The organism is Mesorhizobium sp. M0768 (genome assembly GCF_040320195.1).
GTDB lineage: Bacteria > Pseudomonadota > Alphaproteobacteria > Rhizobiales > Rhizobiaceae > Mesorhizobium.
Genome location: NZ_JAMYPD010000007.1, coordinates 1 through 25,442, shown reverse-complemented (window position 1 = coordinate 25,442; position 25,442 = coordinate 1). Strand labels below are relative to the sequence as shown.

The 25,442-nt window shown below is 63.0% G+C and carries 30 protein-coding genes and 1 pseudogene; 13 read left to right on the top strand and 18 right to left on the bottom strand.

Going from position 1 to position 25,442, the window contains the following annotated elements:
- Positions 1 to 43 precede the first annotated feature (43 nt).
- From NKI08_RS11535 to NKI08_RS11480, 12 genes are read right to left on the bottom strand one after another with little or no spacing between them, the layout of a single operon-like run.
- Positions 44 to 298 carry a cytochrome C oxidase subunit IV family protein gene (locus NKI08_RS11535; protein ID WP_352769268.1) on the bottom strand — a complete coding sequence of 85 codons (255 nt, stop codon included), beginning with the start codon at positions 296 to 298 and terminating at the stop codon, positions 44 to 46.
- A complete protein-coding gene (locus tag NKI08_RS11530; protein WP_352769266.1) occupies positions 295 to 933 on the bottom strand; it encodes a cytochrome c oxidase subunit 3 in 639 nt (212 codons plus the stop codon). The genes NKI08_RS11535 and NKI08_RS11530 overlap by 4 nt, the downstream gene beginning before the upstream one ends.
- A complete protein-coding gene (gene ctaD / locus NKI08_RS11525; RefSeq protein ID WP_352769263.1) occupies positions 930 to 2,567 on the bottom strand; it encodes a cytochrome c oxidase subunit I in 1,638 nt (545 codons plus the stop codon). The genes NKI08_RS11530 and ctaD overlap by 4 nt, the downstream gene beginning before the upstream one ends.
- Entirely contained in the window at positions 2,564 to 3,535 is a 972-nt protein-coding gene (coxB, locus tag NKI08_RS11520) for a cytochrome c oxidase subunit II (RefSeq protein ID WP_352769260.1), read from the bottom strand. Before coxB ends, ctaD begins: the two co-directional genes overlap by 4 nt.
- A complete protein-coding gene (locus tag NKI08_RS11515) occupies positions 3,532 to 4,284 on the bottom strand; it encodes an SCO family protein (RefSeq protein ID WP_352769257.1) in 753 nt (250 codons plus the stop codon). The genes coxB and NKI08_RS11515 overlap by 4 nt, the downstream gene beginning before the upstream one ends.
- The gene (locus NKI08_RS11510) at positions 4,281 to 4,733 is read right to left on the bottom strand and encodes a hypothetical protein (protein ID WP_352769254.1); all 453 of its coding nucleotides are present in this window, start codon (positions 4,731 to 4,733) and stop codon (positions 4,281 to 4,283) included. Before NKI08_RS11510 ends, NKI08_RS11515 begins: the two co-directional genes overlap by 4 nt.
- The gene (locus tag NKI08_RS11505; RefSeq protein ID WP_352769248.1) at positions 4,726 to 5,862 is read right to left on the bottom strand and encodes a hypothetical protein; all 1,137 of its coding nucleotides are present in this window, start codon (positions 5,860 to 5,862) and stop codon (positions 4,726 to 4,728) included. Before NKI08_RS11505 ends, NKI08_RS11510 begins: the two co-directional genes overlap by 8 nt.
- Entirely contained in the window at positions 5,859 to 6,392 is a 534-nt protein-coding gene (locus NKI08_RS11500) for a c-type cytochrome (protein WP_352769657.1), read from the bottom strand. The genes NKI08_RS11505 and NKI08_RS11500 overlap by 4 nt, the downstream gene beginning before the upstream one ends.
- 2 nt (positions 6,393 to 6,394) lie before the next feature.
- Complete coding sequence (locus tag NKI08_RS11495) at positions 6,395 to 6,922, bottom strand: DUF3341 domain-containing protein (RefSeq protein ID WP_352769245.1); 528 nt, start codon at positions 6,920 to 6,922, stop codon at positions 6,395 to 6,397.
- Positions 6,919 to 8,286, bottom strand: coding sequence for an NrfD/PsrC family molybdoenzyme membrane anchor subunit (gene nrfD, locus NKI08_RS11490; RefSeq protein WP_352769242.1), 1,368 nt, complete (start codon positions 8,284 to 8,286; stop codon positions 6,919 to 6,921). Before nrfD ends, NKI08_RS11495 begins: the two co-directional genes overlap by 4 nt.
- Entirely contained in the window at positions 8,279 to 11,269 is a 2,991-nt protein-coding gene (locus NKI08_RS11485) for a TAT-variant-translocated molybdopterin oxidoreductase (RefSeq protein WP_352769240.1), read from the bottom strand. Before NKI08_RS11485 ends, nrfD begins: the two co-directional genes overlap by 8 nt.
- Positions 11,253 to 11,909: a cytochrome c3 family protein gene (locus NKI08_RS11480; RefSeq protein WP_502899588.1), complete on the bottom strand. Its 657-nt coding sequence runs from the start codon at positions 11,907 to 11,909 to the stop codon at positions 11,253 to 11,255. Before NKI08_RS11480 ends, NKI08_RS11485 begins: the two co-directional genes overlap by 17 nt.
- A 254-nt stretch (positions 11,910 to 12,163) precedes the next feature.
- Between NKI08_RS11480 and NKI08_RS11475 the strand changes: the two genes are divergently transcribed.
- The 7 genes and pseudogenes from NKI08_RS11475 to NKI08_RS11445 all read left to right on the top strand — a co-directional run bounded on the left by NKI08_RS11475 (position 12,164) and on the right by NKI08_RS11445 (position 16,952).
- Positions 12,164 to 12,427, top strand: a complete 264-nt coding sequence (locus tag NKI08_RS11475) for a hypothetical protein (RefSeq protein ID WP_352769234.1) — start codon at positions 12,164 to 12,166, stop codon at positions 12,425 to 12,427.
- 9 nt (positions 12,428 to 12,436) lie between these two features.
- Positions 12,437 to 12,970, top strand: a pseudogene (locus NKI08_RS11470) (FAD-dependent oxidoreductase); the annotation flags it as partial.
- Entirely contained in the window at positions 12,945 to 13,472 is a 528-nt protein-coding gene (locus NKI08_RS11465; protein ID WP_352769654.1) for an FAD-dependent oxidoreductase, read from the top strand. The pseudogene NKI08_RS11470 and the gene NKI08_RS11465, both read left to right, overlap by 26 nt.
- A 62-nt stretch (positions 13,473 to 13,534) precedes the next feature.
- Positions 13,535 to 14,506, top strand: a complete 972-nt coding sequence (locus NKI08_RS11460; RefSeq protein ID WP_352686079.1) for an SDR family oxidoreductase — start codon at positions 13,535 to 13,537, stop codon at positions 14,504 to 14,506.
- Positions 14,507 to 14,510: 4 nt separating this feature from the next.
- On the top strand, positions 14,511 to 16,226 hold the full coding sequence (locus NKI08_RS11455; RefSeq protein ID WP_352769231.1) for an HAD family hydrolase: 1,716 nt from the start codon (positions 14,511 to 14,513) through the stop codon (positions 16,224 to 16,226).
- A gap of 105 nt (positions 16,227 to 16,331) precedes the next feature.
- Positions 16,332 to 16,484, top strand: coding sequence for a peptide ABC transporter permease (locus NKI08_RS11450; protein ID WP_352769229.1), 153 nt, complete (start codon positions 16,332 to 16,334; stop codon positions 16,482 to 16,484).
- Between the two features lie 24 nt (positions 16,485 to 16,508).
- Positions 16,509 to 16,952 carry a PPC domain-containing DNA-binding protein gene (locus NKI08_RS11445; RefSeq protein ID WP_023677099.1) on the top strand — a complete coding sequence of 148 codons (444 nt, stop codon included), beginning with the start codon at positions 16,509 to 16,511 and terminating at the stop codon, positions 16,950 to 16,952.
- Between the two features lie 10 nt (positions 16,953 to 16,962).
- Here NKI08_RS11445 and NKI08_RS11440 read toward each other — a convergent pair whose 3' ends face one another.
- Both NKI08_RS11440 and NKI08_RS11435 read right to left on the bottom strand, forming a co-directional pair.
- Positions 16,963 to 18,225 (bottom strand): DUF763 domain-containing protein, encoded by a 1,263-nt coding sequence (locus tag NKI08_RS11440; protein ID WP_352769225.1) that lies wholly within the window; start codon positions 18,223 to 18,225, stop codon positions 16,963 to 16,965.
- 103 nt (positions 18,226 to 18,328) lie between these two features.
- On the bottom strand, positions 18,329 to 19,033 hold the full coding sequence (locus NKI08_RS11435; RefSeq protein WP_352614284.1) for an MgtC/SapB family protein: 705 nt from the start codon (positions 19,031 to 19,033) through the stop codon (positions 18,329 to 18,331).
- A gap of 226 nt (positions 19,034 to 19,259) precedes the next feature.
- Here NKI08_RS11435 and NKI08_RS11430 point away from each other — a divergent pair, with 226 nt between their 5' ends.
- Together NKI08_RS11430 and NKI08_RS11425 are read left to right on the top strand one after the other, a co-directional pair.
- Positions 19,260 to 19,427 (top strand): hypothetical protein, encoded by a 168-nt coding sequence (locus NKI08_RS11430; RefSeq protein WP_352769222.1) that lies wholly within the window; start codon positions 19,260 to 19,262, stop codon positions 19,425 to 19,427.
- Positions 19,428 to 19,457: 30 nt separating this feature from the next.
- Positions 19,458 to 20,456: an ATP-dependent DNA ligase gene (locus tag NKI08_RS11425; protein WP_352769219.1), complete on the top strand. Its 999-nt coding sequence runs from the start codon at positions 19,458 to 19,460 to the stop codon at positions 20,454 to 20,456.
- 131 nt (positions 20,457 to 20,587) lie between these two features.
- Here NKI08_RS11425 and NKI08_RS11420 read toward each other — a convergent pair whose 3' ends face one another.
- A complete protein-coding gene (locus NKI08_RS11420; protein ID WP_352473081.1) occupies positions 20,588 to 21,115 on the bottom strand; it encodes a YciE/YciF ferroxidase family protein in 528 nt (175 codons plus the stop codon).
- A gap of 169 nt (positions 21,116 to 21,284) precedes the next feature.
- The gene (locus tag NKI08_RS11415) at positions 21,285 to 22,016 is read right to left on the bottom strand and encodes a Crp/Fnr family transcriptional regulator (protein ID WP_352473082.1); all 732 of its coding nucleotides are present in this window, start codon (positions 22,014 to 22,016) and stop codon (positions 21,285 to 21,287) included.
- A 507-nt stretch (positions 22,017 to 22,523) separates the two neighbouring features.
- Here NKI08_RS11415 and NKI08_RS11410 point away from each other — a divergent pair.
- On the top strand, positions 22,524 to 22,715 hold the full coding sequence (locus NKI08_RS11410; protein WP_352769215.1) for a hypothetical protein: 192 nt from the start codon (positions 22,524 to 22,526) through the stop codon (positions 22,713 to 22,715).
- Between the two features lie 290 nt (positions 22,716 to 23,005).
- Here the strand turns inward: NKI08_RS11410 and NKI08_RS11405 are convergent, their stop codons facing one another.
- Positions 23,006 to 23,170: a DUF3309 family protein gene (locus tag NKI08_RS11405; protein ID WP_023677107.1), complete on the bottom strand. Its 165-nt coding sequence runs from the start codon at positions 23,168 to 23,170 to the stop codon at positions 23,006 to 23,008.
- A 309-nt stretch (positions 23,171 to 23,479) separates the two neighbouring features.
- Between NKI08_RS11405 and NKI08_RS11400 the strand changes: the two genes are divergently transcribed.
- Positions 23,480 to 23,791, top strand: a complete 312-nt coding sequence (locus tag NKI08_RS11400) for a hypothetical protein (RefSeq protein ID WP_502899596.1) — start codon at positions 23,480 to 23,482, stop codon at positions 23,789 to 23,791.
- Positions 23,792 to 23,868: 77 nt separating this feature from the next.
- On the opposite strand, the gene NKI08_RS11395 is transcribed toward NKI08_RS11400, so the two are convergent.
- Complete coding sequence (locus NKI08_RS11395) at positions 23,869 to 24,099, bottom strand: hypothetical protein (protein ID WP_352473085.1); 231 nt, start codon at positions 24,097 to 24,099, stop codon at positions 23,869 to 23,871.
- Positions 24,100 to 24,335: 236 nt separating this feature from the next.
- On the opposite strand from NKI08_RS11395, the gene NKI08_RS11390 reads away from it, so the two are divergent.
- On the top strand, positions 24,336 to 24,890 hold the full coding sequence (locus tag NKI08_RS11390) for a DUF4142 domain-containing protein (protein ID WP_352769211.1): 555 nt from the start codon (positions 24,336 to 24,338) through the stop codon (positions 24,888 to 24,890).
- A 247-nt stretch (positions 24,891 to 25,137) separates the two neighbouring features.
- Complete coding sequence (locus NKI08_RS11385) at positions 25,138 to 25,380, top strand: polymerase (protein ID WP_352769208.1); 243 nt, start codon at positions 25,138 to 25,140, stop codon at positions 25,378 to 25,380.
- Positions 25,381 to 25,442: the final 62 nt, after the last annotated feature.

Sequence of the window (25,442 nt, the reverse complement as noted above, 5' to 3'; positions counted from 1 at the left end):
GGTCCGAGCGCAGGCAAGGCATCACGAGGTGCGCCGCTTCGGCCTATTGTCCGATCAGCGTCAGCCCGAACAGGATCATCAGCCAAAACCCGGCAGCAGCGACCGCAAGACGCGGCAGGAAGCCGTCGCTGGCCAGATGCATGAACAGGATGGCGATGACGGCGGCCTTGGCCGCGGCGATCACCAGATTGAGCGCCGAATTGCAGCCGCCGAGCGCGAGGAAGGACGAGCCGACGGTCAGGGCCAGCAAGGCTAAAAGCCCGATATAAGCAAGCGTGAGTTTGCGGAGCTCGCTCATCTGTTGATCAGATAGAGGACGGGGAACAGGAAGACCCAGACGATATCGACGAAATGCCAATAGAGGCCGATTGCCTGCACGCGCCGGAACCGGCTGGCCTCGATCGTGCGTGGCCACAGCGCGAGGATGCCGCCGATGACGATTATGCCGCAAATCAGATGCAAGGCGTGCAGTGACGTCATCGCGAAATAGAGGCCGAAGAAGAATTCGGCATGAACAGGATCCGGGCCCTTATAGAAGAAAGGCGCGCCGAGCACCGGCGCCAGCCCTTCGCTGAATTCCCTGGCGTACTCCGTCGCCTTGATCGCCAGGAAGACGACGCCGAGCAGCGCCGTCGCAGCCAATGCCCAGCCAGCGGCGCGCCATCGCCGCGCGGCCGTGTACATGTGAGCAAGCGCCATGGCAAAACTGCTGGTGATCAGGACGACGGTGTTGGCCGCGCCCAATGGCAGCGACAGATGCTTCGCCGCGCCGGCGAAGGCGTCGCCATAACTCAACCGGGCAAACATGAAGACGAGCAGGATGGCGCCGAACAGCATCGCCTCGGAGCCGATAAACACCCACATGGCGAAGCTGTCGGCAGCCGTTTCGCGAGTCGGCCGGTCGAAGGCGATGCTTGTCGTTGGTGACTTCAAACCAGATCCTCCACCGGGTCTGACCGTCTCTCCGTCAGGCCTTTCATCGGATAGTCGTAGGCTGGCCTAGTGACGGTCGGCATGCGATCGAAATTATGCGCCGGCGGCGGCGAGCTTGTTTGCCATTCCAACCCGGTGGCCCGCCACGGATTGTCCGGGGCTCGCGCGCCTCGAAACAGCGACCACGCCAAATAGAGGAGCGGCATCAGATAGCCGATCGCCAGCACAACGGCGCCAGCCGACGACAGGATGTGCCAGAAAGCGAATTCCGGCGGATAGGTATGGTAGCGCCGCGGCATGCCCAGAAAGCCGAGCACATATTGCGGAAAAAAGGTCAGGTTGAAGCCGATGAAGGTGACCGCCGCGGCTATACGCCCCCACACCTCCGAATACATTCGGCCGGTGAGTTTCGGCCACCAGAAATGCAGCCCTGCCATGTAGGCGGTCACCATGCCGCCGACCATGATGTAGTGGAAATGGGCGACGACGAAATAGGTGTCGTGAACGTGGACGTCGATGGCGAGCGCGGCAAGGAAAAGGCCGGCCAGCCCGCCGAAGGTGAACAATGCCAGGAAGAACAGCGCATAAAGCATCGGCGTCTCGAAGCTGATTTCGCCCTTGCGCAGCGTCAGGCTCCAGTTGAAGACCTTTATCGCCGATGGGATCGCGACGCAGAAGGACAGGAACGAAAACACCACGCCGGCATAGGCCGACTGCCCGCTGACGAACATGTGGTGGCCCCAGACGAGAAAGCCGAAGACGGCGATCGCCATCGAAGCCAGGGCGACGGCCTTGTAGCCGAACAGCGGCCGGCGGCTAAAGCAAGGCAGCACTTCCGAGACTACTCCCATGCCTGGCAGGATCATGATGTAGACAGCGGGGTGCGAGTAGAACCAGAACAGATGCTGGAACAGCAGCGGATCGCCGCCGAGGTCGGGATTGAAGATGCCGATGCCGAAGACGCGCTCCAGCACGATGAGGATCAGCGATGCTGCAAGCACCGGCGTCGCCAGCACCATCACCAGGCTGGTGGCGTACAGTGTCCAGACGAAGATCGGCAGCCGGAACCAGGTGAGGCCAGGCGCTCGCAAGGTGTGGATGGTGACGATGAAATTGATGCCGGTCATGATCGTCGAAAAGCCGACGATGAAAACGCCGAATGCCGCGGTCGAGACAAACCCGTTGGCATAGAGCGTCGACAGCGGCGTGTAGAAGGTCCAGCCGGTGTCGACGCCACCCAATACCACCGAGGCGAGCGCGAACACGCTGCCGAACATGAAGACGTACCAGCTTGCCAGGTTGAGCCGGGGAAAGGCGAGGTCGCGCGCGCCGATCATCAGCGGCAGCAGGAAATTGCCGAGCGTTGCCGGGATCGACGGCACCAGGAAAAACCACACCATGATGATGCCGTGCAGCGAAAACAGCCGGTTGTAGACGTCGTCGGAGACCAGGTCGCCGGCCGGCGTCGCAAGCTCGATGCGCATCAGCACGGCAAAGGTTCCGCCGAGGAAGAAGAAGGCCGTCAGCGAGACGAAATAGAGCCACGCCACCCGTTTGTGGTCGGTTGTCAGCAGCCAGGAGCGCGGCCCGGCACCTTCTGCGAGATAGCTTGCCGACGCCAAATCGTAGCTCATTGCGGCGCCTCGCTTTTTGCCGCCGGGAACGAGGGAGATTGGAGTGATAGGGATTTGAGATAGGCCATCAGCATCTGCAGTTCGGCTTCGTCAACGAGACCGTCGAAGCTCGGCATCACCGGCTGGTAGCCGGCGGCGATTTCCTTGTTCGGGACAAGGATCGAATCGCGCAGATAGCGATCGTCGGCGATGACCGTCTGCCGGTTGGCCAACGCCACCGGCTGGCCGAAAACCCCATCGAGGCCGGGCGCCCGCACCTTGCTGGAATTGCCGTGACAGCCGGAGCAGCCGAGTGCGCGGAACAGTTTCCCGCCGCTCGCGGCGAGGCTTTCGCCTTCACCTTGATTGCCGAGCCATGATGCATATTGCTCCGGCGCCAGCACCGTCACCCAGCTGCCCATTTCGGAATGCTGGGTGCCGCAATATTCGGCGCAAAACAGATGGTAGCGGCCTGGTTCGGTGGCAATGAACCAGAGGTTGGTGGTGCGCCCCGGCACCGCATCCTGCTTGACCCGAAGGGCCGGCACGTAGAAAGAGTGGATGACGTCCTGTGATACCAGCGACACCACCACCGCCTTGCCAGCCGGCACGTGCAGCTCGTTGATCTCACGCTGGCCGCCGGGATGGCGGAATTCCCACATCCATTGCTTGCCGAGGCCGGCGATCTCGACGGCGTCCGGTGGCGGACGGTCGCGCCGGACAAAAAGGACTGCGCCCCAGCCGAAGAAGATGAAGGCCATCACCAGGCTGGCAATGGTCCACGTCATCTCCAGCGGCAGGCAGCGGGCACGCGCCCCGGTACGGTCGGCTGCGGAGCCGATACGATATTTCACGGCGTAGCCGACAACGAGAGCGGTCAGGAACAGGCCGAGCGCGACTGCGAAAGCCAGCAATGTGTAGAACAAGGCATCGACGCTGGCTGCGATGGACGAGGCTTCCTGCGGGAAAAACCGGATGCCGAAGCTCACGCCCGCCTCCCGCGCGCCAGCAGCAGTATGGCCGTCGCCAACCCCACCACCATCACGATGCTGGCGAGCTTCAACGCTGCCCAGATCGCCGGCGTATATCGCCCCTTGGACGCGTCGAAGCCGGCGCAGAGCAGGAAGACATGATCGGCGATCGAGCCGAGCCTGCCGGAAGATGCCTCGACAAGGGCAAGCTCAAGATCGCGCGGCGTGAAGCTCAGCGCCGGCAGCACCTGCGCTATCCGGCCTTTTGGCGTCAGCGCGATGACCGCGATCGGATGGGCGAATTGGTCGATCCGGGCGCGGGTGTCGAAACTGATGCCGGCTTCCGCGGCAAGGGCGCCGCCGGCGCCTTCGGCGCTGGTCAGGAACCGCCACGCCGACAGGTTCCTCGCGTCGGCCGCCGCGGCGACCGTGGCTTGCGCATCGCCCGCATCTTCGGGCGTGTCGGCGGCATCGATCGAGACGAACAAAGCGCGATAGGTGTCGGGGTCGAGCGAGGTCTTTTTCAAATCCGAGGCGACCGCCTGTTGGGTCACACCACAAAGGTTCGGGCATTTGTCGTAGCCGAAAATCAGCAGCGCCGGCCGGCCGGCAAGCATTTGGCCGATCGTGCGCTGCTCGCCGGACGCATCGCGAAACACCCGGTCGAGGCTGAGCTGCGCGCCGATCTCGGGATCGAAGGCCGGGCGTGCGAAGGCCATGGCCGGCAGTGCCGCGAGAAGGGAAAAAGCGGTTAGCCAGGCCTTCACGGCCGGCCTCCCTGGCCTGGCGCGGTCCGGCAGCGAGCGGCCTGTGGCGCGCGCGGTATCTCGGCCTCGACCAATCGGCAGTCGTCGCCGGCGGCCGGCGCTGGCTGCCCCCAGTTCGGCAAACCATGGCTGACGATCGCCCACATGGCGTCCTCGATCGGAATGCGGGCAATGCCGGCGGTGCGGTCGACCCAGCCGACCTTGTTCAGCTCCTGCTCCTCCGCCTTGCGGAAGGCAGCGAGGTCGTCTTCTGGAAAGCGCTGCAAGGCTGGACTGGCCCGGTTGCCGACCGATGATGGCCCCGGCAGCGGCCTGAACGGCCTAGTGTCGAAGACGAGCCCGAGGACGATGACTGTTGCGGCCAGGAGCAGCAGCAGGCCGGCCGCGAAGGCAAGCAGCGCGCCCGGCCAGACGTCGCGCGTTTCGGGATGGCGGGCCGGCCTAGCCATGGACCGGCCTCCGGCGCCAGAGGCCGGTCCGGTCCGGCCCGCCAAGCACGAAAAGCAGCAGCGCAAGCCAGAGACCGCCGGCTCCTGCCAGCGCGGCAAGATCGTACCAGAATGCGCTCACGCGGCCGTCTGCCAGCGGCGGTCTGATCCGCCACAAGACATCGACATAGTGGCCGGCCAGCACGATGCCGCAGATCGACAGCAGGCCGGCATGGCTGCGCTTCAGATCCCGGCTGAGCAGCCCGGCAAAGGGGACCGCGAATTGCAGCGCAACCAGCAGCCAGAGCAGATATTGCCAGCCATTGCTGCTGCGGATGAGGTACCAGCGGATCTCGTTTGGCAGGTCGCCGCCCCAGGTCACCAGCCATTGCATGAACGATAGGTAGGTCCACAGCAGCACGAAGCCGAACAGCATGTTGGCCAAATCCTCGCTGAGCGCGACATCCTCCTCGCCGCCCGCCATGACCTCGATCGAGCGGTTAACACACAGTACCGTCATTGCCAGAGCGTAAGCGCCGACGACTTCGGCCGACGCTTCCAGCAACGCATAGATGGTCGAGGAGAACTCCGGCTCGAGCGAGAGCATCCAGTCGATGGCAAAAATCGTCACAGCCAGCCCATGCGCAGTCAAGCCAGCGGCATAGGCCTTGCCGCGGCCGGCGCCGCCGTGGCCGCCATCGGTCGTTGTCCAGTTAAGCACGCGCCACGCCAGCACCAGCCAGATCGCGGCGCAGGCGGCAAAGCGCAGCAAAAAGAACGGAACGTTCAGATAAGAGAATTTCTGGCGCACCGTCTCGGGCAATGCAGCCGCGTCGGCACTCGCCCAGGGAAAGACCAGGTAGAGCCTGAGCAGAATCGGCAGCAGCAGTAACAAAGCCAGCGGCAGCGTCGCGACGAGAGCGCGCAGCGGCTGGCGGATTGCCTCGCCCCAGCGGCCGCCGGTCAGCCCATGCACCATCAGGATGGTCAGCGCGCCGAGCGGTAGGCCGAGCAGGAAGAGCGCCGCAGGCAGCCAGCCGGCCAACATGGCTCTGAAGTCGAAGGCCAATCCCGTGGCGCAAAGCACAAGTCCGACGGCGGCCATGGCAAGCGCCGGCAAAATCAAACGTTCGGTGGCAAGCCGCATCATCGATCCGGCTCCACATTGAGCTCGGCGCGGAGGCTTTCCGGCAGTTCGACAATTGGTGCATCGCGCGAATATTGCAGGGCGCGGATATAGGCGACGATCGCCCAGCGGTCGGCAGGCGCGACGCGTGCCGCGTAGGAATACATGGCGCCATAGCCGTTGCTGATGACGTCATAGAAATGCCTGTCGCTCGCCTTGCGCAACGCGTCCTGGTGATAGGTCGGCGGCGCCGGAAAGCCCCGCTCGACGATCATGCCGTGGCCGTCGCCGGCGCGGCCGTGGCAAGGCGAACAGAAGATGTCGAAGCGTTGCTGGCCTCGCCGCAGCAGCGTCATCGTGACCGGATAGGGAAACGTGTTGGGTACCGGCGAAAGATCGGCATCGCGTGCGACCGTGTCCTCGACCGGCGCCCGCGCCGACATGCCGTCGGCGAACTGGTTGCTGCTTTCGAGCGGATCGTAGCGCGGCTGGTCCTCCATGTCCTGCCGGCAGCCGGCGACCAGCAAGGCTGCCGACAGCAGGATCGTGCGCATGTTCACGCCTCCACCTCCTCGACGGTTTCGGCGCCGAGCCGTGTCAGCTGGCCCTTGGTCACGCCCTTGCGGAACTTCGGATCGGCGGCCTCGACGAGCAGATAGAACTTGCCGCCGCGCGCATAGGTGAAGCTCGTGGCGTTGAAGACCGGGTGATAATATTCGGGCAGGCGATTGGCGGCCAGCATGCCGAAGAATGCGGCCAGCGCAGCGCCAAGTATCGCGGCCTCGAAGGCGATGACGAGAAAGGCCGGCCAGGAATGCAGCGGCCGGCCGCCGACATTGAGCGGAAAATCGATCTCGACCGAATAGAGGATCAGGCCATAGACAAACACCGCGCCGGCGACGGCACCGCCAAGGATGGCCCATGGCAAGCGCGTCTTGCGCATGCCGAGCATGTCGGCCAGCCCATGCACATGGAACGGCGAGAAAGCGTCCATGCGCCGGTAGCCGCGCGCCCGCATGGTGCGGACCGCCTCGGTCAGCGCTTCGGGATCGGCGAAAGCCGCAATGACGCCGTAAAGGGTCATCTTGCGCCGCCCCTCTCCCCGGCCAGCTCCTCGACCTCGAAAATGGTGATGGCCGGCAGGACGCGGATGAACAGGAAGACCAATGCGAAGAAGGTGCCGATCGAGCCGAACAGGATGCCGAAGTCGAGCCATCTCAGTGATTGTTCGCCCCAGGACGACGGCAGGTAATCGCGGCTTGGCCCGGTGACGACGATGACGTAGCGCTCGATCCACATGCCGACATTGATGATCAGGGCAATGGCGAACAGCACCGCCATGTTGAGGCGCACCCGCCGGAACCAGAGCAATTGCAAAACAGCGCCGTTGCAGGCGAGCATGGTCCAGAACAGCGGCGCATAAGGCCCAAAGGCGCGCTGCCACATCATCGTGCGCTCATAGGTTTCGCCCGAATACCAGGCGAAGAAAGCCTCGGAGGCATAGCCGTAGATGACGATCATGCCGGCGGCGATCATCAGCTTGGCGGCATTGTCCATGTGCCGCAGCGTGATCAGATCCTGGACCGAAAACGCCCAGCGCAGCGGGATGGCGATGGTAAGCACCATGGCGAAGCCGGACAGCAGCGCGCCGGCAACGAAATAGGGAGGAAAGATAGTCGAATGGAAGCCCGGCGTGATGGCGAAGGTGAAGTCGAGCGAGACGATCGAATGCACCGAGACGACCAGCGGCGTGGCCAGTGCCGCCATCAGGAAATAGACCGTCTGATAACGCGCCCAATGAAAGGCCGAACCGCGCCAGCCGAGCGCCAGTATCCCGTAGAACAGCTGCGCCGGGCGTGATTTCGCCCGGTCGCGCAGGACGGCGAGATCGGGCAGCAGGCCCATATACCAGAACATCAGCGAAACGCTGGCATAGGTGGCGATCGCCGCGAAATCCCAGACCAGTGGGCTGCGCCATTGCGGCCAATGCATATGCGTGTTGGGCAGCGGCAGCAGCCAGTAGAAGAACCAAGGGCGGCCGAGATGCAGGATCGGGAAAAGCCCCGCCATCGCCACGGCAAACAGCGTCATCGCCTCGGCAAAGCGGTTGATCGAGGCGCGCCATGGTTGGCGCAGAAGCAGAAGCACCGCCGAGATCAGTGTGCCGGCATGGCCGATGCCGATCCACCAGACGAAATTGCCGATCATCGTGCCCCAGACGACCGGGATGTTGATGCCGTAGGCGCCAACGCCGACCGAGATCAGATAGGCAATCGAATAGAGAAAAATGAGGACGAAGACGAAGCAGGCGAAAAACGCGGTCCAGAAATAGCGCGGCAGCCTGCCGTCGAGGACGATCGCACTGATACGGCCGCTGATCTCCGGAAGGTCGTGCCGGCCGCGCAGGACGGGCAGTGCGCCCGGTTTTCTAGCAATAGCCTCAGCCATCGGCTTTCCCGCCTGGCGAGAGACGGCCGTTGATATTCCTGATCTTGCCGAGATAGGTGGTGCGGGGTCGCGTGTTGAGGTCCTCGAGCAAGGCGTAGTGTTGCGGCGCTGCTTTTTCCTGCACGACAGCGGCGCCCTTACTGTTGAGGTCCCCGAAAACGATCGCCTGTGTCGGGCAGGCCTGCTGACAGGCGGTCACCACTTCGCCGTCGGCGATGTGGCGGTTTTCGATCTGCGCCTTGATGCGTTTTTCGGAAATTCGCTGGACGCAGTAGGTGCATTTTTCCATCACACCGCGCGAACGGACGCTGACGTCTGGATTGTGCGCGGCCTGTTCCGGTCCGGCCGCATCCTTGTCGAATTCCTGGAAGTCCAGGAAGTTGAAGCGCCGCACCTTGTAGGGGCAGTTCTGCGAGCAGTAGCGCGTGCCGATGCAGCGGTTGTAGACCTGCGCGTTCAGCCCGTCATGGGTGTGGGTGGTGGCGTTGACCGGACAGACGACCTCGCACGGCGCCTTCTCGCAATGCATGCAAGGCACCGGCTGGAAAAAAACGTCGGGATCGTCGAGCGGGCCGGAGTAGTAGCGGTCGATCCGCAGCCAATGCATCTCATGGCCGAGTGCCGACTCGTCCGGCCCGACGGTGGCGATGTTGTTTTCCGCCTGGCAGGCAGAAACGCAAGCCATGCAGCCGATGCATGCCGACTGGTCGATCGACATGCCCCAGGCTTCCTGGCTGTATTGCCAGTCGGGATAGAGCGATCCGGTTGGCGCGGGCGGGGCGCCTTCGCGCACCAAGTGTGGATTTTTGCGGAAGGCATCGAGCGAAGCATGGCGAACGATCGCCCTGCCCTCCATCGCCTGATGGTGTTGCGTGGTGATGACCCGCGCACTGCCGTCCCGCGGTGCTACCGTGGCGCCATAGACGATCCAGGGAGCCTCGAGGCTTCGCAGCCTGTACGCGTCGTGGCCGTCGGCGAGTGCTGCCACCGAACCGAGCTTCCGGCCGAAGCCCAGAGAAAGGGTCACGGTCCCGTCGGGATGGCCAGGCATGATCCAGACCGGCGCATCGATGTCCGTGCCGTTCGACGCGATATTGACGACCCGGGCGTTTTCCACCTGAAGCCGCCCCGCCGTCGCCGGCGACATCAGCGCTGCATTGCCCCAGACGATCTTGCTCAGCGGCCGCGGCAATTCCTGCAGCCAGGACGAGTTGGCATTGCGTCCGTCGCGCAGCCAGGGATCGGCAACGAAACGGATTTCGACGCCTTTTGCCGCTTCGGTGCGTGGCTTCAGGCCGCGCAAATCCGGGGGCATCGCAACTTCGACTGGAGTGCTGGCACTACCGGATACAAAGCCGTCGCGAAGCGCCTTTCGCCACGCGGGATCGTCCAGTGCTTGCGCCCGGGTCGTTTGCGCCCAAGTCCGGCGGACGAGCGGCAGCGCAGAAACAGCTGATTCACCGCCAAGCACGGCCAGGATTTGATGCACCGTCCGCCCCTGGTAAAGCGGCCTGATCAGCGGCTGCACGATCGACGCGGTTCCGTCATGGGCGCGCAGGTCACTCCAGCTCTCGAGGTCATGCGCAGCAGGGATATGCCAGTGTGCGACGAAGGCGGTTTCGTCGCGGTAGAGTCCCCAGTGGACAAGAAGCTTCAACCGCGAAAACACGTCGCGGACGCCAAGCCCCGCAGGTGCGGTGTGGAGAGGATTGGCGCCAAGTATGACAACGGTGTCGATGTCTCGCACGGCGATCGCCTGGCAAAGACGCGCGAGGTCGCCCTCGATGGGCATCGCGTCGGGCGGCTCGATCAGTTCCACGGTGTTGCCAAGCGCACCAAGCCGCGCGTTCATGGCAAGGGCGGCGGTATGGACGAACGGTGTTTGATGGGCGCCCGGCACGATCAGCGCCGCGCCGCCGGCCGCCTTCAGGTCGTCCGCGGCGGCAGCCACCCAGGCCGGGTCCAATGCCAAGGCGCTTGGCGCCGCTTCGCCGCCAAGCACCGCGCTCAGCGCCGCGGCGACGGCTTCGACCTCGCTCGGCCGCACCGGCCGGCGGTGATCGGCGGCAGCGCCGGTAATCGTCGGCGTCGATTCCACCGCGTAGAGCCGGCTCATCGTATCGTCTGCCCGGCGCACGCGACGCCGCGCGGCAAAGTCCCGGGCGTAAGCGAGACGACCGGGCCCTTCGCCCAGGAAATCCGCGTCGAGACTGACAATCGCCGCAGCGCGATCGAACCGGTAGACCGGTGCAAGCGCCCTGCCGAAAAGAGTCTGCGTGGCTTCGGCGCCGGACGGCGTGGCCAGGGGATCGTGCTGGAACAGCCTCAGCCTGGGGTAGCGCGCGCGCAGCGCCTCGAGCTGCGCCTTCATGGTGGGCGAGGTCGTCGCCTCGATCACCAGCGCCGCGCCGGCGCCGCCCGAGCCGGCCAGCCGCGAGGTGAGCTCGGCCATGTCGGCAAGGAAGTCGCCATAGGCCGCCGGTTCGCCGTGTTTCAGCGGCATGCGCGAGCGATCGGGGTCGAACAGCGACAGCACCGCCGCCTGCATGATGGCGTCCGTCGCGCCGCGCGAGGCCGGATGGTCGGGATTGCCTTCCACCTTGGTCGGCCGGCCCTCATGGCTTTCGACCACCGCACCGATGCCGTAGCCGTCGCTCGAAAGCGTGGTCGCGTAATAAAGCGGCTTGCCGGGAACGATGTTTTCCGGCTGGCGGATATAAGGCAGGATGTCTTCGGCCTCGCTGCACGCCGCAAGCGCCGCCAGCGACAGCGATGCACCCACCAGCTTCAGCAGCGTGCGCCGGTCGAGCCGCGCAGGAATCCGTTCGGCGATCGAGGGAAATTCGGCATCGACAAAGCGGCGGAATTCCGGCGTATCGGCGAGCTCGTCGAGGCTTCGCCACAGCTCCGGGCCGGGCGAAAGCCGTTGGCGCAGGCCGGCCATGTCTGGAGCCGCGATCGGTTTGTCAGCGGTGGCAGACATAACAGTCGGTCATGGTCTCGGGGTGGATATCGAGAAGGCTGATGAGCGATCGGCGGATTTCGGCGATACCGGCCGGCGGCTTCCAGTGCATCAGGAACACGTCCTGCGGCGGACGCAAATTAGGCTCGGGATCGCGATGGCATGCCAGGCACCATTCCATCGATAGTGCGTGCGCCCGCCGCATCAGCGGCATGTCGTCGACCTCGCCATGGCACGTCTCGCAGGCGACGCCTTTAGCGATATGGATCGAATGATTGAAATAGACGAAGTCGGGGACACTGTTCACCCGCTGCCACTGCAATGGCTGCCCGGAAGCAAGGCTTGCCCGTATCGGCGCCAGCATATCCGCGTTGGTGAACAGCTGCGAATGGCAGGTCATGCACACCTCGGTCGCCGGCAGACCCGCCGATGACGAAGTCTCGACGCCGCTATGGCAATAACGGCAATCGACGCCAAGCTCGCCGACATGGTGCCTGTGGCTGAACGGCACTGGTTGCGCCAATGGCCGGCCAACGCCGGTGACGAAGTCCGAACGCAGGATGGCGGTGCCGCCGAGAGCCGCAAAGATCGCCATGAAACACGCGCCCCACAGAGCGAAGCGTGAAATGCCGTTGGCGTTCCTTGAAAAGACCTGCGGCATTCCCTCGCCGATTTCGCATCCAGCAAACCGTATTCACCCCCCAAAACCCCTAACTGCGGCTGCGTGGGTAAGTTCCGGCTGGGGCAGCGGAGATCACAGAATGGTTACCCCCTGGCCCATCTGGTCGGGCTGATCGGAAACCATCGAACCCTCCATACGTTCGGATGAGGTCACGTTCTGTTTCACCCGGATAAGCATCATGATCATGACCATCCCCCACCCCCATCCGGTCCGGCGTTGCCTTCTGGTGGACGATGTTCGTCGGCGCGCTGCTGACGATCCTCGGCCTGCTGATCGGAGGGGGCGGTGCCTGGCTGATCGCGCTGGGCGGATCCTGGTACTATCTGCCCGCCGGGATCGCCCTGCTGGCCGCCGGCAGCCTGCTGCTTGCCGGCAATGCCGCCGGTGTATGGCTTTACGTCCTGACCTGGCTGGCGACCCTTGCACCCGGCAGCCACCATTTCATGGAGACCAGGATCGGCGACGCCATCATTGCCTGCGCACTGCCAAAAAGCTGACGCCCGACGATGACGGCTTCGCGGGACGCTTCCATCCTGATCGTCGGCGCCGGCCCGACCGGGCTGACGGCGGCAGTCGAACTGGCAAGGCGCGGCATTGCACCTCGCGTCATCGACCGCAAGGAAGGCCCTACGCCGCTCGCCAAGGCGGTCGGCATCAGTTCGCATAGCCTGGACGTCCTTGAACCCTCCAAAGTCGCTGCCCGGTTGCTCGCCGAGGGATTGAAAATTCGTCGAGCCCGTTTCTACTTCGAAGGACGAGCACTCGGCGAGATCGATTTCTCGATCCTGCCGCACCGCCATAATTTTCTGCTGTCATTGCCGCAGCGCGACACCGAATCGCTGATGACCGACACGCTCAAGGGATTCGGCGTCGACGTCGAATGGCGAAGCACATTTGTCAGGATGGCCGAGCACAAAGGCCGGGCCGAGGTGCGGATCGAGGCGCCAGACGGCCGTGACGAGGCAAGTTTCGACCTTGTCTTCGGAGCCGACGGTGCGCAAAGCACGGTGCGTGATGCCATCGGCATCGGCTTCGATGGCTACACGCATCGGCGGCAATGGAGCATTGCCGACGCCGACATCGACGATTGGCCCTATCGGCGAGAAGCGCTATCGCGCGGTTTCAAACAGCGAGGATGCGTTGGCGCGCATCCCCGGCAATTACCGGATCACGCGGTTGTTGCGGGCCGACCGCTTCCATATTCCGGTACGACAGGCACCGCGCTATCAAACCGCATGCGTCTTGCTGGGAGGCGATGCCGCGCATGTGCATTCGCCGTTAGGGGCGCGCGGCATGAATCTCGGCATCGAGGATGCCGCGTCATTCGCCAGGCGTTTCGTCGACGGCACGCTTGCCGGCTACACAAGCGAACGCCACCCGGTGGGGCAACGGTGGATCACGCTCAGCGAGCGCATCCTGTCGCTGGCCCAATCGGACAACGGCATCATGCAAGGCGTCAGGAACGCAGCCTTCAGCGTCGTCGGCCATCTGCCGCTGCTGCAACGGCCGCTGCTGGAGCGTGTCGCCGGGCTCAAGGAATGACGTGGTCGCATAAACCTTTTCGCCGGACATGCGTTGTTGGGTTTCAAGCCAGGGAGATGACCATGCAGATGAAATCGGAAGTCGCCGGCGAGGCCGCCAAGCAACGGCACATCCAGCGCCGGATCGACGAGAAGGACAAGTCCAAATCCAATGGCAGGCAAAAAGGCGCCATGCAGGCCGGTGCCCGCAAATATCCCGAGCCGCCCTTCCCCGAGCAGCACCAGCCGAAGCCGGGGCATGAATGGGCGATCGAGCCGGCGCCGCTTTACGATGCGCCGTACTATATCGGATCGAAAAAGCTCGACGGCAAAGTGGCCGTCATTACCGGCGGCGATTCAGGCATCGGCCGTGCGGTGGCCGTGCTCTATGCGCGTGAAGGCGCCGATGTGGCGATCGTCTATCTCTCGGAGGATAGGGACGCCAGAGATACCAAAAGGGCCGTCGAAGCGGAAGGCCGGCGCTGCATCCTGATCAAGGCGGACGTCAGCGCACGCAACCACTGCCACAACGCGGTGGCTGAGATCGTGCAGGAGTTTGGGCGGATCGACGTGCTGGTCAACAACGCCGCTTTCCAGATCCACTCCAGCGATTTCAGCGAGCTGACCGAGGAGCATTTCGACACGACGCTGAAGACCAACCTCTACGGCTATTTCCACATGGCGCAGGAGGCCGTGCCGCACATGAAACCCGGTTCGGCGATCATCAATACCGGTTCAGTGACCGGCATCGAGGGCTCGAAGCAACTGGTCGATTACTCCATGACCAAGGGCGGCATTCATGCCTTCACCCGCGCGCTCTCGGGCAACCTTGTCGAGAAGGGCATAAGGGTCAACGCCGTGGCGCCAGGCCCGGTTTGGACGCCGCTCAACCCCTCGGACAAGGAAGCCGGCGATGTTTCGAAATTTGGCGCTGACACGCCGATGAAACGGCCGGCCCAGCCGGAGGAGATCGCGCCGGCCTACGTGTTCCTCGCCTCGCCGCACTGCTCGAGCTACATCACCGGCGAGATATTGCCGATCGTGGGCGGCTATTGACGGCATGTATTTCATTGCCCTGGCCACTGACTATGACGGCACGCTGGCGCATGAAGGGATCGTTGCCGAGAAGACGCTTGCGGCGCTTGAACGGTTCAAGAAGAGCGGCCGCAAACTCATTCTCGTCACCGGGCGCGAGCTGCCCGACCTCAAGCGCGTCTTTCCCGAAGTCGCGATTTTCGACAAGGTGGTCGCCGAAAACGGCGCGCTGATCTACACGCCGGCCAGCGAGGAGGAGCGGACGATATCTCCGCCGCCCGCCCCCGAGTTCATCGCCAAACTCAGGAAACGCGGTGTCAAACCGCTTTCGGTCGGACGCTCGATCGTCGCAACCTGGGAACCGCATCAGGCTACCGCGCTCGAGGTCATCAAGAAATTGGGGCTGGAGCTGGAAATCATCTTCAACAAGGGCGCGGTGATGATCCTGCCCAGCGGCATCAACAAGGCGACCGGGCTGACAGCTGCGCTTCAGGACCTCAGACTGTCGCCGCACAACGTCGTCGGTGTCGGCGACGCCGAAAACGACCACGCCTTCCTGCGCGCCTGCGGCTTCAGCGTCGCCGTCGACAACGCACTGCCGGCAGTCAAGGATACGGCGGATCTCGTGACACGCGGCGCGCGCGGAAAAGGCGTCGAGGAACTGATCGCCAAGGTGGTCGAGCGCGATCGCGAGCTTGTGCCGAGCCGCGACGGCATTGTGCTTGGCTCGGAGAATGGCAAGGAGGTGTATCTGTCGCCAACCGATACGGTGCTGATCGCCGGCAGCTCCGGCATCGGCAAATCGACCCTGGCGACCGCACTGACGGAGCGCTTCGTCGAGAGAAAGTTCCAGTTCTGCATCTTCGATCCGGAAGGCGACTACGATGGCCTCGAAGGCGCCGTCCGGCTGGGCGACGGCTCGAACGCGCCGACGAAGACGCAACTGCTCGATCTCCTGGGGAAGCCGGACAACAATCTGGTCGTCAATGGCCTGGCGCTGCGCGTTAACGAGCGGCCGGACTTCTTTGCCGACCTGCTGCCGGGCCTTGGCGGTGTTCGCTTCCGCACGGCACGACCACACTGGCTGATCATCGACGAGGCGCATCACCTCTTGCCGAAGCGGCGCGACGACACGCCAATGGTGCTGGCCATGGAATTGCCGGGCACGATCCTGATCACGGTTCATCCGGACGCGATCTCAACCGAGGCATTGCGGCTGGTCACCGCCGTCATCGCACTCGGCCCCAAGGCGAAAAAGGTCATCAAGACGTTCTGTCACGAGACCGGCACCGAACCGCCAAAGGACAAGGACCTGAACTCTCCAAAAGACGAGCGCGTGCTGTTCTGGCGGCCGCAGGCGCGCAAGAAACCTGCCATGGTCGAGCCGATCGAACCGCGGCAGTCGCTCAAGCGCCACAGCCGCAAATATGCCGAGGGCCAGCTGGACGAGAAGGGCAGCTTCTATTTCCGCGGCCCCGACAATGCGATGAACCTCCGCGCCCATAATCTGATGATTTTCGCCCAGATCGCCGAGGGCATCGACGACAGGACCTGGGAACATCATCTGCGCGCCGGCGACTATTCCGAATGGTTTCGCCACCAGATCAGGGACAAGGAACTGGCGCGCGAAACCGCCGAAGCGGAGAAAGACGGCACACTTTCGGCGCAGGAGAGCCGCAACCACATCCTGGACGCAGTGCGCCGCCGCTATACCGCGCCCGCCACCGCGCCAAAGGAATAGCTGCAACGGCGCCCCGCCGTGGAACCTCATCCGCCAAACGAGATTGTGTTCTATCGGGCGCCAGATCCATTCAATGCCGAATAATGCCCCGGAAGGAGACGATGGATGAGCAGCGACCGGGACAAGAATGGTCCTGTCTTTTCGGCGGAGCAGGCGCGGCAGGGCGAGATCATCCTGCGGACGCGGGCGCGCCGGATCATTTTCATCGGCGGCCTGGTGGGTCTCGTCTTGCTGGCATTGCTGGTTTGGTGGATTTGAATTCCTCACGGCTGGAGCAAGATCATGAAATCACAGCTTGTCGCCGAAAGCGCCGGACAGAGAACGTTCGTCGTTGTGCTTGATCCCGGCGAAGAGGCGTTTGCGCAGCTGACGTCATTTGCGGTCGACCGTGGCGTCGGCGGCGCGTCGCTGACCGCGCTCGGCGCTTTCGAAAGTGCAACCGTCGGCTGGTTCGACCCTGGAGAAAGGACCTACCGGAAAATCCCCGTCCGGGAACAGTGTGAAGTGCTGAGCGCGATCGGCGATGTTGCCATCGGCGACGACGGCAGGCCCAGCTTGCACGTCCACGCAGTCCTTGGATTGAGTGACGGCACCACGAGGGGCGGTCATCTGCTGGACGGCATCGTGCGGCCGACGCTCGAGGTCACATTGGTGGAGACGCCTGGCCATCTGCGCCGCAGGCACCGTCCCGAACTCGGCGTCGCCCTGATCGACTTGGAGGCTTGATCCGAGCCGATCACTTCGTTGATTTGACTGCGGCCGTTTCGGGTACGACCTCCCAACCGAAGACGCTGCGGCCGCCGAGCAGATGCGATTGCTCGAACTCCCCGGCGACTATTTCCTTCAGGCTTGGGCCGGTGACATAGCGCTCGACCTGCCTCGACTGGTCGTCCAGCCGCCGCAACGCGCCGATCTCTTCGTCACGGCCGAGCCTGGCCTTCTGGACAGCCGACTTCAGCACGCCGATCGTCTCGTCATAGACCTTCAGCGGCACGGGGAACGGGTGCCTGTCCTTACCGCCATGCGCCAGCGAGAAACGGCCTGGATCGGAAAAACGGCACGGCGCGCCATGCACGACTTCGGCGACGAGCGCCAGCGCCCGCACCGTGCGCGCGCCGACATTGGGCACGAGGAGAAGCCCGGCGAAATCTGTCGGGCCGCGCTCGGCCGCCGCGGCGATGTTGCCGTGCAGGCGGCGCATGACGACATCGCTTTCGCGCACATCGTGGTGCGCCGGCATCACCAGATGCGGCAGCAGCTTTTGTGCCGGCTCCGGCGCTGGCGCCGAACCCCGCTCCAAAGCGGCAAGCTCCCTCACGATGCGATCCGGTCCAAGGCCGTGCAGAAGGTCCAGTTGTCCCTGGCGCGACGCTTCGGCGCGGCGGTCGGTCAGGTTGACGATCTCGCCCTGATTGGCGCCCTCGATGGCAGCATGCGGCTGGTCGACAAAGCTCTTCAGGCCTTCGGACAGCCAGTGATAGCGGCGCGCCACCTTGCTGTCGCCGTTCATGCCCTGCTGCACCACCACCCAGTTGCCGTCGTCGGTGACGATAAAGCCGTGCAGATAGAGATCGAAACCGTCCTGGACCGCGGCGCTGTCCACCTTGGCGACAAGCCGGCTGGCAGTCGCGAGGCCTTGCCCGTCGAGGCCGACACGCTCGCCGATCAGGGCAAGCTCGTGCGGGGTCTTGCGCGAATGCGCGCCGCGGCCGCCGCAAACGTGGATGCCGAGCTCGCCGGAGAGCGGCGACAGACCGCGCTTCAACGCTCCGACGACGCTGGTGGTGATGCCGGAGGAATGCCAGTCCATCCCCATCACGGCGCCAAAAGACTGGAACCAGAACGGATGCGCCAGCCGGCGCAGCAATTCATCGCGGCCGTAATGGTGGATGATCGCCTCGCACATGACCGCGCCAAGCCGCGTCATGCGGTCGCCGAGCCATTTCGGTACGCGCCCGCCGTGAAGTGGGAGATCAGCACTTCCCGATCGCTGTGCCACGGTCTTTTGCTTGCTCCTTGAGTCCTGCCTCGACAGATAGGTATCGAAAGGGGTGTGGAGAAGCTATGGCCCGATTCAGGCCGCGATCGTTGCAAGCCGCCAGCTAGCGGGCAGGTTCGCTGAGGAGATCAAACTTCTGGATCTCGCAATGCTCGCCCACCGATTCCAGCAGATCCATTGGCGGTGCCCCAGTGTCCGGCCGCCTCCAACTGATCTCGAACGAGAAAACAGGGTCTTTGAGATCCGGGCGCCTCTCTATCGCGACGAGGCGTGCCCGGTAGCCAAGCGGCCCGATGAGCGCATCGAGCTCCTGTCGAGCCGCGGCCTTCCAGGTCAGTGCCAACTGGGCATGGTGTTCGCGCGACATTCGAAGGTCCACCCATTTCAGGACCAGCAAGGTGGCCAGCGTCAGCGCCGTGCCGGCCGCGCCCAAGCCGTATTGGCCACCACCGAAAGCCAATCCGATCGCCGTCATCACCCACAACGTGGCCGCCGTGGTGACGCCGCTGACAAGATTGCCGCGGCGAAGAATGGCGCCACCGCCGATAAAGCCGACGCCGGTCAACACGCCCAGCGGAAAGCGCAAGACGTCCATCGTTGCAAACGAATCCGGGTGCTTGCCAACGGTCTCGAGCAGAATACTGGCCTGGATCATTGTGATGGCGGCGGCCAATCCGACCAGCACGGTGGTGCGTAGCCCCGCCGCGTGCCCGCGCGCCTCGCGGTTGAGGCCTATCAACAGGCCGGCGAGCGCGGTCAGAAGCAGTCGTGCCGCGATGTCCTGCCAGACCGGAACAACGAGGAGCATCCCGTTCACCCGTCAGGCCAAGCGCTGCTGGCCAGGAATAGCGCCAAGGTCAAAGCGAACAAGGGCAAGAGCGTCTTCATCGCAAATTCTTTTCGTCGATAAGCAACAAACGATGCGCTTGGATTTTGGTTGCGCCGCCGACGATTCACCCCGGCGATGGGCAGCGGCGGAACAAAACCTTCGGCCTGCGGGTTGGTGGGTTCACACCAACGAAGGATTTGCAGTCATGGTCCGCTTGCTGCTTGCCGGAGCCGTCGCTTATCTGGCCTATCGCATCACCAAGGAGATCGGCGGGACCGACGAGGTTGATCCGCTGTCGCCTTCGCCCGAGCAAACCGGCCGCGAGGCGCCGAGGCGGCAAAGCGGGGCACAGAGGAATGGCCGACGGCGGTAGCGAATGCCGTAGCGGCGGCGCGGACCGGCCATGACCGCATTTCCGTTGCCGCTCGACCTTCGTCCGATGGAAGCCAAAGCCGCCGATGCAATCCCTGGCGGCGACGGGCTTTGGCAATACGAGCCGAAATGGGACGGGTTTCGCTGCCTCGTGTTCAAGGGCGACGATGCCGTCGATCTGCGTGCAAAATCGGGCAAGCGGCTTGGCCGCTATTTTCCCGAACTGGTCGCGGTGCTGCGCGATGTGAGCTCGCGACGGTTTGTTGCCGACGGCGAGATTGTCATCGAGGTCGACGGATCGTCCTCGTTCGAGGCCCTGCAAATGCGCCTTCATCCCGCCGAAAGCAGGATCCGCAAGTTGAGCCTCGAGACGCCTGCCATGCTGGTCCTGTTCGACATGCTGGCCGAACCCGGCGGCAGGATCATCATCGAAGAGCCTCTCACCACCAGGAGGCAGGCGATTGAGGCCTTTGTCGCGTCGGCGGCACGGCCCCAACTGCACCTGTCCAAATATACGCACGACGCCGCCACCGCCGAGCGCTGGCTGCAGGGCGCCGGCCACGGCTCGACCGACGGTGTTGTTGCAAAACTGATCGCCGAGCCATACCGGCCCGGCGAGCGCGCCATGGTCAAGGTCAAGCGGCTGCGCACTGCGGATTGCGTGGTCGGCGGCTTTCGCTATCTCGCCGGCAGCAACGAAGTCGGATCTCTGCTGCTTGGCCTCTACAATAACGAAGGCAGGCTGGATCATGTCGGATTCACTTCGACCATCGGCAAGAACGACAGGGCGGCGCTGACCAGACGGCTGGAAAAACTGCGGGCCAAACCAGGTTTCACCGGCAAGGCGCCGGGCGGACCAAGCCGCTGGAGCACGGAGCGGAGCGGACAATGGGAACCGATAAAGCCTGAACTGGTGGTCGAGGTTCGGTTCGACCATGTGACAGGCGACCGGTTCCGGCACGGAACCAAGCTGTTGCGCTGGCGGCCGGACAAGCAGCCGCGGCAATGCACGTTCGAGCAGATCGAGTAAGTCCGTCCCGAGTCACCGCTTCAAGGCGCTTGCTGCCCGCTCTACCGTTCATGACGGACCAATGCAGAATTTCACCGGTTCGCCGCGGCCAACCGAGCCTTGGCAACCAAGGCTCGGTTGCGGTTTTGAAATCAGGCGGCTTCCTGCATGGCGCGCTCATTGACGCCGCTTTCGCCGAGCTTGGAAAGCGCTTCGTCGGTCGCGATCTCTTCCTTGAGAGTTGCCCTGAGCAGCTCGACAACGTCGCTCTTGCCAAGTTCTTCCGCCCACGCGATCAAAGTGCCGTAGCGAGCGATCTCGTAATGTTCGACAGACTGCGCTGCGCCGACAAGTCCGGCGTCGAGTGCAGGAGCACCATTATACTCCTCGAGCATTTCCGAGCCCTCTTCGATGATGCCGTCAATCGCCGGACAGGTTTTGCCGCGGGCCGGCTTGCCGAATTTGTCGAACACCTCCTCGAGGCGGTCGACATGTCCTTCGGTTTCCATGCGGTGTTTCTCGAAGGCGGCGGTCACTTCTTCCGACTCCGCGCCCTTGGCCATTTTGGGCAGCGCTTTCAGTATCTTCTTCTCGGCGTAGTAGAGGTCTTTGAGCCCGTCGAGGAACAGATCCTCAAGGCCCTTGCTTGCCGCCTTCGCGGCCTTTTTCGTAGTCGCCATGATCCTCTCCCGAATGGTTGGTGCCGCCTCGCAAAGTGGAGGCGTCCGATAACCCTCCGACGGGAAACAAGTTCCCTGACGGTCCGGCAGCTTTGCAAATTTTTCCGACCCGCCGTGTGGTGTCGCAGGGGCCTTCGACCTGCGGCAGCAATCGGCCAGAAAAGCGCCGTCAGCGCTCGCCGATATGCTCGACCAGGCGGGTATATTCGGCCTCGGCCAGGCCGTAGCCGCCATCCGCCAGTGCGACGAGACCATCGCGATCGCGGATGATAATTTCGCCGCGGCGGGACCGGATGAGCCCTCGCCCCTCGAGCAGCTGCAGCGCGACCGTTACACCCGGGCGCCTTACGCCAAGCATGATCGACAGGAATTCGTGCGTGATCGTCAGCCGGCCGCCGTCCACCCGATCGTCACACATGAGAAGCCAGCGCGCCAGCCGGTCTTCAAGTTTCGATCGCGCGTTGACCAGCGCGGTATAGCCAGTCTGGACATGCAGATATTGCACGTAGCGCAGCAAGAACAGCCGCAGCGTCGGGCTTTGCGTCAGCGCCGCCTTGAACGGCTCGGCGTCGATCCTGGCAGCTTCTCCCGCCAGCTGCACATAGCAATCATGGACCGTACGGTCGTCGCCCATTATCAGGGCCGAGCCGGTCATACCTTCCAAGCCGACAAGGCCAACTTCCGCATCGCTGCCGTTCGGCATTTTCGCAACCACCGAACCGATGCCGTCCTCGAGGAAATAAATGGCCTCGATCGGCGATCCGGACACTTCGAGCGATTGCCGTAACTCCAGCGAACAGCGCTCGATGTGCGGCTCGAGAGATGCGAAATCGCCGGCGCTCATTCGGCGCAACAGCTTGTTTTTGTACGGATTTTTATTGGAATTTGCTGGATCAGACATAGCTGGGCCCAAAACAGGGCAAGAGCCTTTTTATCTCCCAGCCGTCCGCGCCCGGTATAACCTGCGGACGATAACGCTTATATAAGCACTGAAAGGTATGGAGCCTACTAAATAAAAAAATGAATCGATGCACGGCAGTTTCTCCTGCCGCTTGCCTACGAAAACATCCGGCTGAAAGTTAGAGTTGGAAACGTACCAAAGTCGGTTTGGTACGAAAACGACAATTGAGATCGCCGGGCTCGAAAAGAGCCCGTCGCGAGGGATGCAACGGGCTCCATTCGGGCGTCGTGGGCTACGCCCAGTGATCCAAATGAGGGGTGGGTTGGATCGCAGCAACAATGCAGGTGCAAGGCAGTCGTTCCCAAACTGTCTGCTTGGTAATTTCCGTACATTGAGTTTGGACGAGAGCGGCGCTAATTGAATTGGAGTCGTCCACACAGGCACGGCGAGTGGACGCTTGAAAGACGCTTCGCGCTTTCGCCCTTTTCAAGGGAGGATGGCATGCCGATGCAAGGTGCAGCAACTCCAGCCGAACTGAGCGTGCTGAGAAAAGCGCTCGACGACTGCTGCCGCGAGTTGGGTGTTGCGGACGACAGTCCTGTCCGCGAGCGGTTGGCAGCCCGTATCATGTCGCTGTTCAACGAGGGTGTGCTCAACGCCGATCTGAAAGAAGCGCTGGCCGCCGATCGCCAACAATAAGCTGCTGCTATGGTGGCGTCCTCGGCGCCGAAAGGTTCGGCACCGAGTCGCCCTTTCTAGCCAGGGTCCCGGTTTGCCAAGGATCTTGGAAATCTAGTCTTTTCACGACAAAAACGCCCGGCGCTAATTACCAAGCGGCAGGCGTTTTTGTCGCGAGCGTGACACTAACGCGTGTCGCGTTTGGCCGGCCTCATGCGACGCGCTTACTTCCTGTTTTATGCATGTCGTTATCACAAAACCGCTGCACACCCTCGGGTCAAGCCCGAGGGCATGCTTTTGCACGACATGCATCAAATGCGCCCAAGCAGGACCAGGATAATGACGATAAGCAGCACCAAGCCGAGGCCGCCACCACCGTAATAGCCGGTGCCATAGAACGGTCCGCCGCCCAAGCCGCTGAAGCCGCCAAGCAAGGCAAGGACCAAGATGATGATGAGAATGGTTCCAAGGCCCATGATGTCTGCTCTCCTTGTTTGCGCTGCCGCCATTCGCATCAGCGCGTCGCATTGTACAAAGGTATGAACTCACAAGGAGCATTCCTGTTCCGGCGGGACGGTAAGGCGTACGCTCATGCGGCGAGCAAAATACCGGGCCGGGCCGTCAGAAAAGTCCACAGATGCATGCCCGCGGAGAATGGCATGGCGGCCGCCTTGAACACCCAAGAACATGCTGAAATTCATGGGGAATTTGTCGGAACCTTCGCCCGCCCGAACGGTTGTTTTCGTAGTCGCAACGCGACGACCCTCGTAAAAAGGAGAAGCATCATGCTCACGAAAATTCTCGCAGCTTCGGCGCTTACGATCGGTCTGGCCACGTCAGCGATGGCCCAGAACGTCGGCGATCCCTCCGGGGCCGCTGCCGACGGCAGCGGGCGGACGATAGTAGTCCCGGATAATGGCGGCCCTGACACCGGCACGGATTCGACCATCACCAACAGCATTCGCGATTTCTCAACGACGAATTCGAATGCCGACCGGAATTGCCCACCAGGCCCGCAGGGGGCTCTGCCCGACGCGACCGGCAAGTCTCCGGGCACGATGGCGCCGACGGTGAACGACAACCACTGCGGCAAGTAAGCGCCCGGTTTATCATAGTCTGTGATGAGGCTGCGGAGCGTACGCTCCGCGGCCTCATTGGTGATGAAATCGGCCGTCTAACGGCAGCGGTGGTCGAAGCTGACCGCGATCTCCCGACCGTCCAGCGCCCGAACGATGAAGCCAACCAGTTCCTCGTCGGTTTGCCGGAACCAGGGAAAGCGTTTGCGCAAATCGGCTATGACGACAGTGGTCGAGAGAATGTCGCCCGAATTGTAGTCGGCCATGACGATATGAACGGCTTTGTCGGTATCAATACCGATTCCAAGCGGCGACTTGATCTGCCCCACGGAAGCCTCCACCCATCTGTCCCGGCAGACGATAGCAAGACTGCGGCAAAGCGAAAGAGCTTGTACGATTCCGTACGGTCCTACGGGTTGCGTTGCACTTTGCAGGACCCAGCCGGCGTGTTTTATTTAAATCATTTGTTTGGCTCGCGGCGGCTGTGGCCACTGCGACCAGGCAACCTCGTCGCAGCTTCCGCGTTGAGCCATCGGAGGGATGACATCAGCCTCGGAGAACCCCCATGAAAACGCTTCTATCCATCACTGCGGCAGCGATGATGGCCGGCGCGCCTTTGGCTGTTTTTGCCCAATCGGCGACGCTGACGCCGCTGACGACCGACACCATGAGCAAGGTTGACACCGCGACATTCGTCAAGACCGTGCCCATCGCCAATACATTTGAAATCGAATCGAGCCGACTTGCGCAGACGCAGGCGACGGCTGACGATGTGAAGGCCTTCGCGGCGCAAATGGTCACGGACCATACCAAGGCCGGCGAGGACTTCAAGGCGGCGCTCAGCATGGGGCAGACGACTTCGGCCACCGCGCCGGCCGGCCCGTCGCTGGACACCAAGCACCAAGCGCTGCTCGACCAACTCAAGGAGGCCAGCGGGGACAGTTTCCAATCAAAATATATCGACATGCAGACCCAGGCGCATAAGGAAGCGGTGGCGCTGTTTTCCGCTTACGCGAATTCCGGCGACGATCCGGCGATGAAGGAGTTTGCCAAGAAGACGCTGCCGGTGCTGCAAATGCACGAACGTCATGTCAAGGACCTCGCTGCCGCGCATCAATGAGAGCGAAGAGTGCCTTTTGCAAACGAAAGGCCGCCCCACACACGGCCTGTGTGACGCGGTTGTCGTCCGGCCACACGGCCGGGAACAAAGCACCGAGAGTGCCGTTATTTACCCGGCTTGTTCGGGGAGGATCCAATGGAAGGCGGCGTTCGCGGGGCGTCAAGGATAGTAGCGCCGGCTTTCGGCGCCGTCCTGGTCGCCGCTGTCACAGGCTGAAATCGCTTTCCGAACGGGACAGGCTGCCTTCATGCGCTACGGCGAGATATTTGCAAATGTTACGGCACTCATGTTGCTGGCCTTGATGATTGGCGGCGTCTTCGTCCTGTTTGGAGAGCCGCTGTGGCCGCGGCACTACGCGAGAATGGTGCTGGTTACGGATATCGATGCCATGACCACCGCGTCAGTCCGAACAACCTGCCTGCCCAGTCCCTGCCTGCCCGACACCATCAATCATACCGTGCTCACTCCTCGCCCCGAGGACGGACCTTGATTTGCGATTTGCAGACGCTGGAGCTGGGTACGGAAAAGCCCGCCGCCCGAGCTGCGCGGCGG

Excerpts from the sequence above, each read along its gene's own strand:
- NKI08_RS11385 (WP_352769208.1), top strand. The coding sequence starts at position 25,138 with ATGCGCTACGGCGAGATATTTGCAAATGTTACGGCACTCATGTTGCTG.
- NKI08_RS11390 (WP_352769211.1), top strand. The coding sequence starts at position 24,336 with ATGAAAACGCTTCTATCCATCACTGCGGCAGCGATGATGGCCGGCGCG.
- NKI08_RS11420 (WP_352473081.1), bottom strand. The coding sequence starts at position 21,115 with ATGGCGACTACGAAAAAGGCCGCGAAGGCGGCAAGCAAGGGCCTTGAG.
- NKI08_RS11455 (WP_352769231.1), top strand. The coding sequence starts at position 14,511 with ATGTATTTCATTGCCCTGGCCACTGACTATGACGGCACGCTGGCGCAT.
- ctaD (WP_352769263.1), bottom strand. The coding sequence starts at position 2,567 with ATGAGCTACGATTTGGCGTCGGCAAGCTATCTCGCAGAAGGTGCCGGG.
- NKI08_RS11500 (WP_352769657.1), bottom strand. The coding sequence starts at position 6,392 with ATGCGCACGATCCTGCTGTCGGCAGCCTTGCTGGTCGCCGGCTGCCGG.
- nrfD (WP_352769242.1), bottom strand. The coding sequence starts at position 8,286 with ATGGCTGAGGCTATTGCTAGAAAACCGGGCGCACTGCCCGTCCTGCGC.
- NKI08_RS11430 (WP_352769222.1), top strand. The coding sequence starts at position 19,260 with ATGGTCCGCTTGCTGCTTGCCGGAGCCGTCGCTTATCTGGCCTATCGC.
- NKI08_RS11435 (WP_352614284.1), bottom strand. The coding sequence starts at position 19,033 with ATGCTCCTCGTTGTTCCGGTCTGGCAGGACATCGCGGCACGACTGCTT.
- NKI08_RS11425 (WP_352769219.1), top strand. The coding sequence starts at position 19,458 with ATGACCGCATTTCCGTTGCCGCTCGACCTTCGTCCGATGGAAGCCAAA.
- NKI08_RS11475 (WP_352769234.1), top strand. The coding sequence starts at position 12,164 with ATGTTCGTCGGCGCGCTGCTGACGATCCTCGGCCTGCTGATCGGAGGG.
- NKI08_RS11485 (WP_352769240.1), bottom strand. The coding sequence starts at position 11,269 with ATGTCTGCCACCGCTGACAAACCGATCGCGGCTCCAGACATGGCCGGC.
- NKI08_RS11510 (WP_352769254.1), bottom strand. The coding sequence starts at position 4,733 with ATGGCTAGGCCGGCCCGCCATCCCGAAACGCGCGACGTCTGGCCGGGC.
- NKI08_RS11405 (WP_023677107.1), bottom strand. The coding sequence starts at position 23,170 with ATGGGCCTTGGAACCATTCTCATCATCATCTTGGTCCTTGCCTTGCTT.
- NKI08_RS11495 (WP_352769245.1), bottom strand. The coding sequence starts at position 6,922 with ATGACCCTTTACGGCGTCATTGCGGCTTTCGCCGATCCCGAAGCGCTG.
- NKI08_RS11465 (WP_352769654.1), top strand. The coding sequence starts at position 12,945 with ATGCCATCGGCATCGGCTTCGATGGCTACACGCATCGGCGGCAATGGA.
- NKI08_RS11460 (WP_352686079.1), top strand. The coding sequence starts at position 13,535 with ATGCAGATGAAATCGGAAGTCGCCGGCGAGGCCGCCAAGCAACGGCAC.
- NKI08_RS11535 (WP_352769268.1), bottom strand. The coding sequence starts at position 298 with ATGAGCGAGCTCCGCAAACTCACGCTTGCTTATATCGGGCTTTTAGCC.
- NKI08_RS11445 (WP_023677099.1), top strand. The coding sequence starts at position 16,509 with ATGAAATCACAGCTTGTCGCCGAAAGCGCCGGACAGAGAACGTTCGTC.
- NKI08_RS11480 (WP_502899588.1), bottom strand. The coding sequence starts at position 11,909 with ATGCCGCAGGTCTTTTCAAGGAACGCCAACGGCATTTCACGCTTCGCT.
- NKI08_RS11450 (WP_352769229.1), top strand. The coding sequence starts at position 16,332 with ATGAGCAGCGACCGGGACAAGAATGGTCCTGTCTTTTCGGCGGAGCAG.
- NKI08_RS11415 (WP_352473082.1), bottom strand. The coding sequence starts at position 22,016 with ATGTCTGATCCAGCAAATTCCAATAAAAATCCGTACAAAAACAAGCTG.
- NKI08_RS11410 (WP_352769215.1), top strand. The coding sequence starts at position 22,524 with ATGCAAGGTGCAGCAACTCCAGCCGAACTGAGCGTGCTGAGAAAAGCG.
- NKI08_RS11400 (WP_502899596.1), top strand. The coding sequence starts at position 23,480 with ATGCTCACGAAAATTCTCGCAGCTTCGGCGCTTACGATCGGTCTGGCC.
- NKI08_RS11505 (WP_352769248.1), bottom strand. The coding sequence starts at position 5,862 with ATGATGCGGCTTGCCACCGAACGTTTGATTTTGCCGGCGCTTGCCATG.